The organism is Flavihumibacter sp. UBA7668, from assembly GCF_002483205.1.
In the GTDB taxonomy this organism is placed as follows: Bacteria; Bacteroidota; Bacteroidia; order Chitinophagales; family Chitinophagaceae; genus Flavihumibacter.
In genome coordinates this window covers 595638-609020 of the sequence record NZ_DLHM01000005.1, presented here as the reverse complement: position 1 = coordinate 609020, position 13383 = coordinate 595638, and the positions used below count along the sequence as shown (strand labels likewise).

General features: G+C 40.3%; 15 protein-coding genes. 8 read left to right on the top strand and 7 right to left on the bottom strand.

Annotated elements, in window-relative coordinates; translation table 11 throughout:
- The first annotated feature begins 14 nt into the window (after positions 1 to 14).
- The gene (locus B2746_RS14720) at positions 15 to 1202 is read left to right on the top strand and encodes a TlpA family protein disulfide reductase (protein WP_290795388.1); all 1188 of its coding nucleotides are present in this window, start codon (positions 15 to 17) and stop codon (positions 1200 to 1202) included.
- Positions 1203 to 1321: 119 nt separating this feature from the next.
- On the opposite strand, the gene B2746_RS14715 is transcribed toward B2746_RS14720, so the two are convergent.
- Positions 1322 to 1882, bottom strand: coding sequence for a hypothetical protein (locus tag B2746_RS14715; RefSeq protein ID WP_290795386.1), 561 nt, complete (start codon positions 1880 to 1882; stop codon positions 1322 to 1324).
- Positions 1883 to 2132: 250 nt separating this feature from the next.
- Here B2746_RS14715 and B2746_RS14710 point away from each other — a divergent pair, with 250 nt between their 5' ends.
- The gene (locus B2746_RS14710) at positions 2133 to 2588 is read left to right on the top strand and encodes a DUF4348 domain-containing protein (RefSeq protein WP_349680615.1); all 456 of its coding nucleotides are present in this window, start codon (positions 2133 to 2135) and stop codon (positions 2586 to 2588) included.
- 121 nt (positions 2589 to 2709) lie between these two features.
- Positions 2710 to 3159 carry a hypothetical protein gene (locus B2746_RS14705; protein WP_290795384.1) on the top strand — a complete coding sequence of 150 codons (450 nt, stop codon included), beginning with the start codon at positions 2710 to 2712 and terminating at the stop codon, positions 3157 to 3159.
- Here B2746_RS14705 and B2746_RS14700 read toward each other — a convergent pair.
- The 6 genes from B2746_RS14700 to B2746_RS14675 form a co-directional block, all read right to left on the bottom strand.
- The gene (locus B2746_RS14700; protein ID WP_290795382.1) at positions 3130 to 3447 is read right to left on the bottom strand and encodes a hypothetical protein; all 318 of its coding nucleotides are present in this window, start codon (positions 3445 to 3447) and stop codon (positions 3130 to 3132) included. The genes B2746_RS14705 and B2746_RS14700 overlap by 30 nt on opposite strands.
- 45 nt (positions 3448 to 3492) lie before the next feature.
- Positions 3493 to 3738 (bottom strand): hypothetical protein, encoded by a 246-nt coding sequence (locus B2746_RS14695; RefSeq protein ID WP_290795379.1) that lies wholly within the window; start codon positions 3736 to 3738, stop codon positions 3493 to 3495.
- A gap of 1 nt (position 3739) precedes the next feature.
- Positions 3740 to 4039, bottom strand: coding sequence for a helix-turn-helix domain-containing protein (locus tag B2746_RS14690; RefSeq protein WP_290795377.1), 300 nt, complete (start codon positions 4037 to 4039; stop codon positions 3740 to 3742).
- A 61-nt stretch (positions 4040 to 4100) separates the two neighbouring features.
- Positions 4101 to 5606: a hypothetical protein gene (locus B2746_RS14685; RefSeq protein ID WP_290795374.1), complete on the bottom strand. Its 1506-nt coding sequence runs from the start codon at positions 5604 to 5606 to the stop codon at positions 4101 to 4103.
- Between the two features lie 16 nt (positions 5607 to 5622).
- Positions 5623 to 7617 (bottom strand): hypothetical protein, encoded by a 1995-nt coding sequence (locus tag B2746_RS14680; RefSeq protein ID WP_290795373.1) that lies wholly within the window; start codon positions 7615 to 7617, stop codon positions 5623 to 5625.
- Between the two features lie 10 nt (positions 7618 to 7627).
- The gene (locus B2746_RS14675) at positions 7628 to 9574 is read right to left on the bottom strand and encodes a patatin-like phospholipase family protein (protein ID WP_290795371.1); all 1947 of its coding nucleotides are present in this window, start codon (positions 9572 to 9574) and stop codon (positions 7628 to 7630) included.
- Positions 9575 to 9627: 53 nt separating this feature from the next.
- On the opposite strand from B2746_RS14675, the gene B2746_RS14670 reads away from it, so the two are divergent.
- The 5 genes from B2746_RS14670 to B2746_RS14650 all read left to right on the top strand — a co-directional run bounded on the left by B2746_RS14670 (position 9628) and on the right by B2746_RS14650 (position 13343).
- On the top strand, positions 9628 to 10830 hold the full coding sequence (locus tag B2746_RS14670; RefSeq protein WP_290795369.1) for a S41 family peptidase: 1203 nt from the start codon (positions 9628 to 9630) through the stop codon (positions 10828 to 10830).
- A 16-nt stretch (positions 10831 to 10846) separates the two neighbouring features.
- Positions 10847 to 11218 (top strand): VOC family protein, encoded by a 372-nt coding sequence (locus tag B2746_RS14665; RefSeq protein ID WP_290795366.1) that lies wholly within the window; start codon positions 10847 to 10849, stop codon positions 11216 to 11218.
- Positions 11219 to 11236: 18 nt separating this feature from the next.
- On the top strand, positions 11237 to 12007 hold the full coding sequence (locus B2746_RS14660; RefSeq protein ID WP_290795364.1) for a helix-turn-helix domain-containing protein: 771 nt from the start codon (positions 11237 to 11239) through the stop codon (positions 12005 to 12007).
- An 84-nt stretch (positions 12008 to 12091) separates the two neighbouring features.
- Positions 12092 to 12844, top strand: a complete 753-nt coding sequence (locus B2746_RS14655; RefSeq protein ID WP_290795362.1) for an ester cyclase — start codon at positions 12092 to 12094, stop codon at positions 12842 to 12844.
- Complete coding sequence (locus B2746_RS14650; RefSeq protein ID WP_290795360.1) at positions 12834 to 13343, top strand: hypothetical protein; 510 nt, start codon at positions 12834 to 12836, stop codon at positions 13341 to 13343. The genes B2746_RS14655 and B2746_RS14650 overlap by 11 nt, the downstream gene beginning before the upstream one ends.
- Positions 13344 to 13383: the final 40 nt, after the last annotated feature.

The following is a 13383-nucleotide window of genomic DNA, read 5'->3' as shown; positions in this document are numbered from 1 at the left end:
CAAACTAATAAAAAATGAAAAAATCCATTTTACTGCTTTTCTGTCTGGCAGCTGTTTCAACCAGTTTATTTGCTCAGAAAATTTTTGTGATAACGGGCCAGCTGAGTGGCGTCAAAGATGGTACGGAAATTACGCTGATGAAAGATTATGGATCAGTTTTGAGCCAGGTTGCAAAGGACAGTGTGGTGAATGGTCGTTTTCGTTTTGAATATGATCCGCAGAATGAAAATTTAGAAAATTATTCCATCAGTTGTTATGGCGATGGATTTCCTTCTTTGGGATTGAAATTGTGGACGAAAGCGGGACATACCATTCACATCAAAGGAGAAAATACTCTTATTTATACCTGGGAGGTGATCAGCGATATTCCGGAGCAAAAAGAATGGGCCTATTTTGTAAATGAGAATAGCGGTTTATGGAATAAGTTTCAACAGCTTTCCATAAAAAGGAGCAGCATAATCAAGCTACGTAACGAAGCTGCACAGCTCACAGAAGAAGAAAAAAAAGCTGCAAAAAAGCAGATTGATTCAATAGACCAGCTATCAGACAACTACCAATATGAAATATATAAAAACAATCTCGCTCTTCTGGATAAATCAACAATAACTTCGGTTCGCCTTGAGATTTTGCGTGGTATAGCCAATCTGATTAAATGGAACGATAAAGAAGAATTCAGGGCTCCTGTTAAGAAAATCTATGAGCGCTTAGATCCGAAATTAAAGAACAGTCCGGATGGAGAAATGGTAGGTCTCATACTGTATCCACCACATATTGCAAAAATTGGCGAGCCGATGTATGATACTTTGCTGACCGATCTGAATGGCAACTCGTATCATCTGGCTGATTTCAAGGGAAAGTATATCTTATTGGATTTCTGGAGTTTTGGATGTGGTCCCTGTCATGCATCCGTACCGGAAATGAAAGAAATCTCGGAAGCATTCAAAGACAAATTAGCTGTGGTCAGTTTAACCAGCGACAATAAGGAAATGTGGAAAAAAGCATCCGATTATTTTAAAATGACCTGGAACAATCTCAGTGATGGAAAAGAAAACAGGGGGATTTATGCGAAATACGGTGTTTCAGGGATTCCCAATTATGTATTGATTAGTCCGGATGGCATTATAAAAGACAGCTGGACGGGTTATGGCAAAGGCAGTTTAAAGACCAAAATAAAGGATCTGACTGGTCTAACCGTAAATTAAATACGTATAGCAGCTTAATTTTTGAGGCGATTATTCCCTTTTGAGGCGATTTTGAGTCGATTATTTACACAGCTGAGCAGATTATTCCCTGTTCTGAGTCAATTTTAACCCCGCCTGATTTATAGTTTATCGAGCAATTTGTAGGTAGTAGCCGGGCCTTTCCCAATGGATAGGAGGATGCCTTGTTTAACAAGGTTGGCCAGATCGCGGGTGGCGGTGGGTCTGGATACGTTGGTTACCTGCATATAAAGTGCGTTATTAATTTCTCCATAGATCAGCAGGAATTTCAGGGCTGCTGCCTGCCGGTCAGACAACTGGTAGTTTTGGTTGTATTGATTGACCAGTTCAGTTGCCTTGTCTCTGGAGAGGATATAGGCTTGTTCATTTAAAATCTCCGATACCAATACATTAAACGGGTTCCGGTCTTTCAGCTTTTTATTCGCTTTCATACGTTTTAAAAGAGCCGCTTTCAGGTCGGGATCCCTATAGTCAAGCTTTGCAGTCTGTACGGCCCTTTTAAACAGAGTATTATTGGCTTTTTGATCTGAAGAGCGCTCTACCCTGCTCATATCGGGGTATTTACTGACAATTGTTTTGCCACGTACCACCCGAAATACCATAAACTTCCCAATCTTCCCCTGGAAGTTGTGGAATAGCAAATTGTTTTCTACGATAGCCATAAATTTAATTTTATCTAATATAAGAAATTATTTATTCATACGCAATTATTACAGTATGTCTACGTATATCCTTCGTATTAAGCTATATATACACATAGTTATCAGTGCTTTAGCCTATAACCTAATTGAATCAATTGAATCAGGAATAATAAATAATTAGGGGGATCTGTTACTTTATTCTATGCAAGAGAATTTCTATATTGTTAGGATAAACGAAATTTTCTAATTAGATGAATACGGATAATTTTAAATAAAAAGGTGCTCTCTACAAATAATTGTATTCGCTGGAGTTCTATTCAGTTGCAAGGATAGTGATATTAAATCCGTAAATATAAAAAGCAATACTGAACATTTTGTTACTGATGATGCAGATATCGATTTTAAGACATTTATTGTAAAATTCAGCAAAGATTCTCTATTTCAAATAAGCCGGATTAAATTTCCACTAATCGTAAAGGAATTAGAATTAAGTGATTCCTCCTACTATCTCGAGGAGAAAATTAATATAACTGACCATAGGAATATGGACTTTTCTCAACAACATACTGAAAGTGGCCAATCCGGTTATACACTGGAATATAAAATAGATAATAACAAAGCAAAAATTGAGTTACGTGGAATTAATAATGGGCTAATAACCGACTATTATTTCGAAAAGATAAAGGGGAGATGGACATTTCTATCCTATGTGGACAGTTCTACTTAAAACACTTATCGAATGAAATTTGCACTTTCCACTATATTCCTGTTTGAAACAAGTATTTCCTATGGACAACTGATAAACAATCCAAATAAAACAGAAGGGGGGTAAAAAACAGGGGCTCTGGATGGAATTTTCATATCTGGATTCTATGGATATTAATGGCAGGTCTAGAATTATACGTGGACAAAAAGATTTACCTGTAACAATGATATCGGAAGGGTATTACCTGAATGGTGAAAAGTCTGGCAGTTGGAAAACTTATTGGATTGACCGGTATGTAGATTCCAATAGAACAATTCACAGAAAAGGTATTTTAAATGAATTCATTGAATATGATCAAAATTCAATGAATGGTATTTATGTTTCTTATTATAAATCAGGCGGAATAAGGTTGCTAGGTCATTATAAAAAAATTGATTCCTTATCTGTGGACACCATACGTTTCATTGATCAGGTTTCAGAATTAGAAAAAGACACAATCATTAGATCCAATTTTTCCTCAAAAATGGTTGGCAACTGGTATGAATTTAATAAATCCGGTAGTCTAATCAAGACAATTAAGTTCAGCGATTAATCCGAAACTAGAATTTATTCCAAAATCGCCTGCATAGTTTTTAAGCAAACCAATCTTTGATAAGGTTTCACTCACCTGATCTTTTGACAGTGGCGGATTTTTAAGAGCTTTAACCAGCGTATCAAAAGCCTTCAGCACTTTAGTTTTGTCCGCACTTAATAAGGAGTAAATAAAATCATCGGCATTTATAATCTCAACATCAAATGGTTTTATTATGCTTACAGGAAAATCTTTCCGGTTTTCAGTAACAATCATTGTGGCGCCAGCTTTAATAGCAGCAGCCAGCACATGTCTGTCGTTTACATCGGGCAAATAAAGTGTTGGTATAATGCTTTAATATCCTATTACAAGCGCACCTGGAAATGCATTATCCATTAAACGGCAAGTTCTTTGTAATTGGAAAAGCTTTAAGTCCGGGCGATTCTTCAATAGATTTCTCGTCCATTCTTCATGGATTTCAACTGTCCATTTTGGTTTAAACAAGTTGACCTGTGCAAGACGCAAAAGAAAATCAGGCAATGGAGCGGTATAGAGCACATTCGCGTCCAATACCGCAATAGGTAATGCAGTATCATTCATTTCAATAACCCATCTTTAGATCCTGGGCCTGGGAAGCAAGTGCATCCAAATTATCAGCTCTGACTTTTTTCATTTTTTGCTGATAAGCCAACACATCTTTTAGTTGAATCCTCCGATGAGTACCTACTTTTTTATAAGGGATTTCACCTCTTTCCAATAAGCTCACTATATGCGGCCGCGAGCTGCCTACTATTTCTGCAGCCTGTTGCGTACTGAGTTCCGCATTACTGTCTGAGAGTAATACGGCAATAGTACTTCCCTCTGCCATCTTTTCCAACATTTCAAAGAAAATGGTTTCCATCTTCTATCTTTTTGACGTAAAAAAGATAACTGATTAAACGAAACAAACGAAACTATTTTTCTTACAACTCCACCTTATATTCCACATACATGGTATCTACTTCCAGGCAGCCGATGAATTCTTTCCAGCGTTTTACGGATAAGCCGGTGGGCCTGGCTCCTTTGAGCAAATCTTCGGGTTTGTAATTGCTGTCCGCAGAAAAAATAACACGCCCATTTGTTCTTTCGCGGAGTGCATTCACAAGCGGTGAATAGGGAATGCCCTGGTACTGTTTTTCTTTTTCGGGAATGAAAGCAACCAGATCGGGATGGGTCATCAGCTCCAACCCCAATGCTTTGAGTGTACCATTGTGACTGGCATGGTGTGCCACTTTGTAAAGAATGGTTTGCGCCAAAAGATCGCGTGTTGTCAGGTCCTCCCACGCGAGATCCTGCCAGCTTAACCAGCTGCCAACCTGCGCATCACCCGGGAAAAGTAATACCCGTTCTGAATCCACCAACTGAATCGCCAATACCAGACTGCTGTTATTGATACAGCCATCCACCTGCAGTGCCAGTGTGCCGGCAGCATCCATCCAGTCGGAATCCACAGTTCTCCATCGTTCTGTGCTGTGAAAATAGGTGCGTTGAAACCAGGGATCCTTTTTTGCATCTGCCAGACTTGTTGTCTTCACCTCTGAAAATGGCGAACCATCCTCCACATCCCAATTATCCTGATGCAATACCCCTTTCATATAACCAACCAAAGATGGATCCTCAAATCCAAGATAAACTTCTTTTTTGGCACCACCGGATGGTGCATCCTTATTCAGCATGGAACTTCGTGGCGGCCCCAATACAAATACACGCACTCCGGTTAGTTCGCCCAACGCATCCACTATATCACCCGGTTCAAAATACCGGAGTCGCGCTTTCTTTCCGCCAATCCCGGTTTTGATATGATCAAATGCCTGCATGGTATCAATCGACAAATCTTCCAGCGGATGATAGCGGATTCCACTGGTCGATGTTTTCTTCGCTTCCAGATTGCCGTTAAAATCCATCAGATCTTCCAGGGCAAGTTCGAAGGCTTCCCGAAACTGAAGCACCTGTTCACCATCTTCCAATAATTTATAAAAGCCGGACTTCTTCTCTTCCTTTGTTTTTTTCTTCAAGGCCTTTACGGCGGATGTTAGCGTTGCCAGTCCCATGCGCAGATAGGCATTGATCTGACGGGCTTCCTTATCGCGCGGATTTTCTGTCCAGCCCATCCAGATCTCATCAATTACAAACTCATCAAACAAGCTCAACGTGGGATGAAAGGCTGATACATGATCATAATGTTCATGTGTAGCCACCAGCACATCGAGATAAGGAACCTGCTTTCTCCCCTCCTTTCGCATGACCAGTTTTTTAATATCCTCTACTACCTCTTTGAGCGGCACTTCGGGGCGTGAATCATTTTTCTTTAATCCGCAATCAATAAGCATGGTAAACGCCTGCTCTTCTCCCTGAAAAAATCGCAATAAAAAACAATCACCAAAACCCTGGCGATACATGCGAATCTTAACGGATGTAATGGCACTCATAGAAATAAATTTTGTGTTAGTGACTGTGCATGAAGGCAAAGGGACCTGCTAATCCGGCTAATATGTTTTCAGAGAAATAGGTATGATCATCCTGCATACTATTACCATAGCAATAGCGGAATTGGTTTTCCAACCGGGCTTTGTCGTCAATACCTTTTTTGATCACGTATTTGAGGCGCATATTATCGAGATCAAAAATCAGTGTACAACCGCCATTGAAACGGTACAAATCCTCTTTGGCCTCAGCTACAGGTGGTGCATATCCTTTTATTGAAAAATGATCGTTCTCATCCAGCTGGCATTTTAGTCCCCGTTGTTGTGTGAGGGTGATGACCACATTGTTGACAATTTTATCATCCGGACTAATCCGGCTTGCCAGCCACATATGATCTACCCAATAGGCTGCAGATTTGGATCGGCTTGAATAGTTAAATCCGTTTTTCCTGCAATCAGCTGGTGTTCCTCCAAAATACAACCCTGTTAATTGCAACAATTCTTCCACTGAAATCTTCTCCAGCAATTTGGAAATAATACGATAATGCAATCCCGCTTTTGTGTCTTCACTTCCGGCGATGTATTTTTTTGTTTTCTCATAGATCTCGCGCCGATCGGTCAGGTAACCGACATCATCTTTAAAGGATTTCAGAAACTCACCAAACAGGGCTTCGTTTATTTTGAGCTGATTCATGGCGGGCAGTTCGGTATAACGGAGTGCTTCCACCGACATGGTTTTAATCCCTTCCGGAAAAATTCCCCTTCGTTGAAATGCTTCCACAAAGGCGATCCGGTAATTATGTACATCGTCTTTTACCAAATCAAAATCAGCCGTAATTAATGCGCGCAGATAATCGCCGAAATTGATATCCAAAGGCGGACAATAATCCAAGGCACGAACACAAATTTTCAGAATCCGCTGGGCAGTGCTGGCGGCGGTTTCGGCCAGCAGGTCAACCAGATCGGGATGAATATCACCATCGGCCAGTTTACCCGTACCGCCGGTTGCCACGCGCAATAGTTTTCGTATCCTGCTTTTGTAAATGGTGAGAAATGCTTCAAACACAGCGGCTACCAGAATGGAGCCACGTGCATGAAATTCCAGTATGGTATCGTATTCATTGGGATCAGGCTGGTGCGGCTGCCATTGTCCGGTTGCAGGATCAATACCGCCAATTGCATCCCGAAGGCTGCCGTACCCCCCAATGGCTTTACCAAATTCCTGTGCCAGTTGTCCGAGTAAATTTTGGGAAGCCAGCTCTCCTTTTGTTCTTGCGATCTGGTGTTTCAACACTTCCGGAAAAGAGAAATGCTGGAAGAGTGCTACGATATCAGCAAAGGCTTCATGGAATGCCCGGGTATCGGGATGGGTTGGCTGAATATACTGACTATACATACCATCCAGCAGGGCATGGGTGGTTTCATGTGCAATAATATCGTGACTCAGGCAGGTGAATACCGTACTACCCGGAACCTGCAGGCGGGCATCACCGCTTCTGGAAGGGAAATAACCAAAGAGCAGGGCTTTTTTTCCGGGATGATAATAGGCATTGGCGCGTCGAAGTGCATGAGGGTACACGCGTAATTTCTGTACATAATGATTTCTGATTCTGGCATCAGCAGGCAGCCTTCGATCAGACCATTGAATTTTTCTTCCCAGGGCCTGTTCAAAATTTTTGATGGTAACCATAATTACGGCATAGACCATCTGCTGGTGAAAGCGGGGATCCCCAACATCGGGCTGTAGTCCGTCCTGCGCCAGCAGGTGTGGGTGATCAAGATCAACGGGATCGTACAGAACACCCGATGCCGGATCAATATCAATGATTTCAATATAATCACCAGAGGGTACCGTGCGATTCGTTTCGGTGGAATAAACATCAAGGTTCTCCCATTCCACCCGATAAGTAATGGTATTAACTGTAACAGTATCTACAGCAAGTGATAAAGAAGGATCAAATGCATAGGCCCGTAATTTTCGAAACGGTGGCCGAACATAAGAAGAATTGATTGACATAAAATAGGTTTTACAAAACTGTTTCCATTTCTTTTACCAGCCAGTAAGGATCGGAACGGAATTTTTCGAGATGGGTTTTTAATTGTTGAACAACCTGAATTACGACATTCTGATAATGAGCAGAAAGCTCATCAAAATGGCGGCTTTGTTCAAGTAATAAAGCATATTGAAAAAGCTCATAGGTGGTGGTGAATTGTCCGCATGCGATCAGGGCTTTTCGTTTGTTGGTGGCATAATCGTTTCCTTCTTCTTTGGGTGAAAACCAAAGGGTGGTACCCATGGAATAGGCCAGGTCAGCTACTTTCTGCATTTCGGGTGAAAATGTACAGTATTGACTAAGTAGCTGGTGAAATTGTTTTTTCCGAATGTCATAATTTTCATCAGGCTCATCTCCCTGAATATCAAAAGGCGGTTTTTTTCTGTCATCATTGTTGGTCCGGCTTAAGGAATAAATCGGAATATAGGCTCTGCGATAAAAGGTTTGCGGATCTGCGTAAAGCTTATAATAGATCTGTCGCCGGATTTGTTTGAGGAAAATATCACCTACCAGTGTTTTGCCGGAACTGACACGGTCTGTGATCCAATGGCTCAATTCCGAGATGGGGCGCTTGCGCATATAATTCAACAATTTGTTTCCGAGAGCTGCAGAGAATCCTGCGTTGGGCGCTACCCGTTGAACGATATTTTCGAGGTTGGGCTGATGGAGGATGGAAATGATACTTCCGGGTTTTTGTTTAATTTTTTTCAGCGCGCGATGAGCAACAAAAATTGGCACTGATAGTAGCAATGCGATAACTCCAAGAATGATAGTTGGCAGTTGAATTCCATAAACGATGGAATACCCAATCACAAATAGCAACAGAGCGACTCCCACAAACAATACAACAGAAAGGATTTGGGGTATTCTGTTCCACCATTGGTGAAGTTTATTCCATAAGTTATCGGGTGTTTTCTGGCGGATGTTTTCTGGCAGGCTTGTTTCATTGAATTCTGTAGGGTGCATAAAATGGCTGGCGACATCGCAAACGAGCAGGAGATCGAATGCATCCCCTTTGGGATTGCTGCGATTTCCCAGCAGGGGTGCTCTTCTGAATGCGTTCATCAGGGAATCGAGTCCCTGGTTATCGCAGATGCCTCCATCCATGAGTGCCAGAGTATTAACAGGTTTGCCGATATTTGGCTGAATAACTAATGCGTTCTCTAAATTGGCGCAGCTCAGTTCCCGGTTGGCAAAATCATTGGGATAGCGCATGGGTTCAAATCCGCCTGGAAAACAGGAAGAGCTGGCGAGTATATCTGCAAGCCGAAGTTCATCCAATGTTTTCCATGCTTCATTGCTGCGTGGTCTGGCACTATCGCTGCCAAAATCGCCCCCTCTTGCAGCAGGATTTTCCGGTTCCTGGTGACATTGAAAACGAAAAGACAATCCGGTGGTGAATTCGGATGCATTGAAGCAAACTTCTTTCAGGTGTGATGGCACTTGGGGTATGCGAAGATTACCCAGTTTATTTGGGATACCGGCAAACAGGGTTTCATGATATACCAGACTGAATGCGTTGATCGGATTTCTGTATTTGCCTTCCGTTGGTCCGGCTTTCCAGTACTCCTCATTTTCCAGAACATCAAAAACCTTGTTAAGCAGAGATTGTCCTTCCAGCTTCGGGCAAAGATGCGTATAGAACTCATCAAACGACCTACCTGCCGATTTACAGGCAGCATACACACTTAGTGTTATGGTTCCTCCACTGGCAGAGGAAACAAAATGGACTCTTTCCAAAAGTGATTCTTCCTGGCCATTTTCATCTGTCAGTTTGATTCGGTTGAGGAGGGACAGGACACCCAGGCCATAAGCTGCTGCACGAAAACCGCCACCGGATAGGGCCAGCGCTACCGACTGGAAAGGAGTATCAGGGAAGAGCATTTTCAGGAAAGGTTTTAAGGAATAGGAAGTTAACATAAGTGAAGGAAGTCGACAAGGGTATTTTTCCGGTTTTTTTCTGATATTAGGGAATGCGCATACGAACAGTAGGATTTTTGCTTTTAATTCAGCAGTTGGCCATAGGGCAAGGGTTCAGTCGGTTTCAACAGGAATTGAATTCAATAGATTCACTGCTTCAGAAAACCAAATCATACAAAGAGCAGGTAAAAGGTGAACAGTTACAGAAATACCAACAAAAGAAACAGGAACTCAGTGTGCGTACAGACACCCTGCATTCCTGGCAACGATTCATCTTATTAACCAAACTATTGGAATTCGTTCGGGATAATCACCTGGGTTTTTACCAGCGGGGGAATAATTCGGAATGGCCAGTTGTAAACTGGAACCTGGATTCATTAAAGGTTGTGCTATCTGAAAAGTCAGCTGATGAGATAGAAGGAATATACCAGTATGGTGAGGATTACCAAATGGGATTGGTAAAAACGGGTGAGCGGGATTACCAGGGTATTGTACTTGACTCAAAGGTTCCGGGTAAAAAACCCGGACAGCAAATTGCCTGGTTAAAAGAGAAGGGAAGGAACCGGTTTGCTGCGGTGTACCTGCATCCCCTTACAAATAATTTATTGTATTACCCAATTGAGCGATCTGCTGATCAGCAATTGTTGTTTTCAAAATTTTATCAGAGTAATTATAATGGGGTCTATAATAAAAATCCGGATGGTGTCGATTTTGTAAACCTTCCGGATACTTCCCGACCATTTTTATTAACTGAACCCTATCCTTCTGTTCAGTATGTACGAGTAAGCAGTTTCTCCAACAATGGGAACTTACGCAAACAATCGGACAGCTTAATTCAGCTGGTAAATAATACAGCTGTACAGCCTTATACTATCCTTGATCTAAGAAATAATACCGGCGGTTCAGCCGGCATGTCGAAACCCTATATTAAGTGGGTCAATCGGGTCCGTAAAAAATCAAATGTGGTGATACTGACTAATGCCAATACTATTAGTCAGGGAGAGATAACAGCAAACAGACTATCCAAATTAAAAGGGGTAGTGCTTGCCGGTCAGCAAACCAAGGGCATGTTAGCTTATGGAAGCAATTATGGGAAGCATATTGCAATTGCTGGAGGAGAATTTGTATTTTACCCGACAGATATGCGCACTCCTGGATTATTGCAATTTGAGGACGTCGGAATATTACCGAATCTTCCCTTATCGAATAAGGAGGACTGGCTTGAACAGATTTATAATTATTGGAAGCTTAAATAAATTTCAACAAAAAGACATGAATAATCGATTTGAAGCAGGCATTAATATCGCTATAAAAATTCCCAAAAGTAAATACGAAAAAACAGTAGCTTTTTACAGATATATATTGAAACTGGAAGTAGAAGAAAAACCAATTGAAAACCCTACCGTTTCCAGAACACACGAGGTTAAATTTGGCAACAATATAATTTGGCTTGATTGTGTAGACAACTACACCCATTCCGAAACCTGGCTGCAGTTAACTGTACCGGATATGGAAGAAGCCACCAGCTATTTAAACTCCAATGGAGTGGAAACCTGTGATGAATTGGAGGAGCTTCCCTCTAATATGCATTGGATTCAGGATCCGGCGGGCACTGTTTTTAATGTACAGGAAAGAAAGAAATGAATCCAGAAGAATTCACCAATGAAAATTGAAGAATACCATCCCTCCTCTTTATTAAAGCCATATATAAAAGCTTATAGAATAATTGAAAGCCATGGAGAGATGGTTAACCGGGTTTTACCAGGCACCTCATTTGCTTTAGCATTCCGTACTAAGGGACAAATATCGTTTCTAAATGGAACTGAACTTAATAATCTACCTGTATCAACTTTATCCGGATTAAGAAAATCAATTCGACTTATTCACTATGCACCTCAAACTTCTGCTTTAATTGTATTATTCAAAGAAACAGGAGTTCCTGGATTTCTAAAGCAACCATTACAGGAATTGTTTGAAGAAAGTATTTCGATGGATACTTTTTTTCACGTCTCGGAAATTGCTTCAATTGGAGACCAATTAGCATTATCCGGAAACAACCAGTCAAAAATCAGCATTATTGAAAAGTTTCTTATATCAAAACTGGACTATAATAAACCAGACAATCTAGTTTTAGCAGCAATTGATAAAATATATCAGACGAAGGGAATAGGTAAAATCAAAAAACTCTCAGATAGCTTATTTATTAGTCAGGATGCATTTGAAAAAAGGTTCAGAAAAATAACAGGGGCATCGCCAAAGCAGTTTTCCTCCATTGTAAGAATGAAAGCAATAATTGAAGCAAAATCACCCTCCTCTCTTCTTGACATTTCCATTGAAAATGGATATTACGACCCTGCTCACTTAATAAAAGACTTTAAACAATTTACTGGCATAACTCCAACTGTTTTTTTTAATTCAGCTGCCTACTGGTAAAATCAATGATTTTTTACAATGATCCGATTTCATTCAGTGCCAAATTTGTCCTGGCAAATTCATCATTCAGTAAAAAATATACCAATGCAGGACATTATACAATTTAATAAAGAAGCAACGCGCTTTCTTTACGAAGACATTCTGAATAGCAGAAAATTCGAATTGTGTTACCGTATCATCTCAGAAGACTACAGGAATCCCCAGGGAGAACAAGGTATTGAAGCATTTAAAAAGGGTATTGTGGCTATTACAAAGGCTTTTCCGGATGCCAGGTGGTCACTAACCGATATAATTGCAGAGGGAAACAAAGTATTTGTAAAACAAACAGTAAAAGGCACCCATAAAGAAATAATTCAGAACATCGCCCCAACCAATAAATCTATTTCCAATGATGGGGTTGCCATGTATGAATTCAAAGATGGGAAAATAATCAGTCATCAAATCCACACAGACAGACTTGGTTTTCTTCAACAAGTTGGAGTATTACCTGCTGACTTAACAACCCTTTCGCGTGACAATACTTCAAATGTAATATTTGTTGACAAATTTATAGTTCCCAAAAATGCAATAGCAGAATTTAGTAACAGAATGACATATAACAGGAATTTTATAAAAGCATTACCTGGGTTCATGAAGGATGATGTAATTGCATTTCATGATATCAATGAAGATTTACACCTAATGACAATTGCTGTTTGGCAAAATCAGGGCTATTTAGAGAAAGCAAAAAAACTAGTGCAGGCGGAATATAAAAAAATCAACATTAACCCCAAGGAAATGATCGATCGATTGAACATTAAAATGGAACGACAGGAATATAATTTCTATGAAAAATAAACACCCAATGCGTTATAAATACCTTTCATATTTAAAAGAGTTAGTATGGCTGATAATTTCCCTGGTAATAACATTGTTAATTTCATTGTTATTATTTAAAGTAGACTTCACTATAAGTACAGTTGATCTGTATGTAAAAGAGAGCTATTATATTTTCCAGCAATGGACTTTATTATTGCCGCTTTATTTATTTATAAATTTTTTGATTTATCTGATAAAAACTGCCACCTCAAAAAACAGATCACAGTTGGAAAGATGGATCCTTTTAATATCAGGTCTAGCCCTTGTATTGACATTGACATTTCTTATCAAAACAGTATCCCAAACGAACTCAAGCGGTTGGACAGTTTATCCGCCATTATCTCAATCAGGGCCAACTACTTTGCCAGATGAAGCATCTGATCCGGAATTAAATCAGATTGGCAATATTCTATTGATACTCCAGGCTATTATTCTATTGATCTTGTTTTATTCCGTTTATACCTGGAAGAAAAGATAATAAGATTCTCTTTTTTACGTTACCAATTTTTGTAATGCGA